Source organism: Bradyrhizobium embrapense (assembly GCF_001189235.2).
In the GTDB taxonomy this organism is placed as follows: domain Bacteria; phylum Pseudomonadota; class Alphaproteobacteria; order Rhizobiales; family Xanthobacteraceae; genus Bradyrhizobium; species Bradyrhizobium embrapense.
The window spans coordinates 1-1208 of record NZ_LFIP02000029.1; the positions used below are offsets into that span (position 1 = coordinate 1).

General features: G+C 61.5%; 3 protein-coding genes. All 3 read right to left on the minus strand.

The genetic code is table 11. The features are described 5' to 3' along the window. Positions 1 to 283: transposase (locus AKN83_RS37960; protein ID WP_193791651.1), on the minus strand; the 283-nt coding region annotated here is incomplete at its 3' end. Between the two features lie 122 nt (positions 284 to 405). After that, a complete protein-coding gene (gene tnpB / locus AKN83_RS37965; RefSeq protein WP_083992433.1) occupies positions 406 to 573 on the minus strand; it encodes an IS66 family insertion sequence element accessory protein TnpB in 168 nt (55 codons plus the stop codon). A 270-nt stretch (positions 574 to 843) separates the two neighbouring features. Next, on the minus strand, positions 844 to 1110 hold the full coding sequence (locus AKN83_RS40355; RefSeq protein WP_050399846.1) for a hypothetical protein: 267 nt from the start codon (positions 1108 to 1110) through the stop codon (positions 844 to 846). Positions 1111 to 1208 lie beyond the last annotated feature (98 nt).

Genomic DNA, 1208 nt, shown 5'->3' on the forward strand with positions numbered 1-1208 from the left:
GACAGGTCTTGTCATCGATATCGACAATGACCTCGATCCGCGGGAGGTGCGTCGGCAAGGCGCCACGGTTGCGGCGGCGCTTACGAGCCCGCGCCTCACGGCCTTCAGGTGCGCTGACGTCCTGCGCCGTTTCGCCGTACGCGGCGACCTGCTCGACGTCTTCCAGGCCCAGCAGCATCTGATCTTCTGGCAGCGTCTCCGCCCGCCGGCCAAACCGATGTCTCTGCATTTCCTTGATGATCTGACGCAGCCGTTCGCTCTCGCACCGTTCAGCAAGCAGCATCGCTTTCAGCGTCTCAGGATCGTCAGGCAGGGCGTCCTTCACACCCAAATCAGAGCATATTCGCCGCCATCTCGCGACGCATCCGACGCTCCTGATTCACTTCGCCGCAGCACTGCCAACAGCTATCCGGGCTGCGCTGGCGCCGGCGTCTCCCGTGCCTCGTGCACAAGGCGCCAGTCGAGTCCTTCCAGCAGCGCGGACAATTGCGCCGCCGACAGGCGCATCACACCGTCCTCGATCTTCGGCCAGCGGAAGATGCCACCCTCAAGCCTCTTAACGAACAAGCACAAACCCGTTCCATCTCAGAACATCAGCTTGATCCGATCCGCCCAACACGCGACATTCTGCATACAGCCTTCGAAGCGCGACAATTGCATATCCGTGGCATCCGCTTTTTCGGCGGACGCTTCAGGTCGCACCTTTCCGACGCGGCAAGGATTTGAAGTGCATCTACACGGAGGAGCGGCGTGGGTTTAGCCGCGAGGTGCCCGATTGGATGTCCGACGAAAGCTACTGTGCCGGCATGGCGCTTGGGCCGCCGCAGGTCAGTATTGAGGGGCTTAACGAATTTGCCGCTGTTCTGAAGCTTCTCGGCACGAATCGGGCGTCGGGCGCACGATCCCGTCCTTCAACGAAGAGGGAGAAAGGACGTGCGGAGTAAACACCAATTTCGCGAGCCGATGCAACTGGGTCTGGATCTGGGGCATCGGATTCCCCAGAACCCGCTGGGCGCCAATCCCAAAGGCCTGATCCAGGCGCACGCCGATCTCCTGCTGGCGGCGGCAGGCGTCGAGACCGTTCAGATGACGGGAGGTGATCATGAGCATCTAGATCACGCCTGATCACCTCAGTCGCGTCGCCGTCGTCTATGTTCGCCAATCGACGATGTCCCAAGTCATGGGGAACCTCGAAAGCCAGCGGCGGC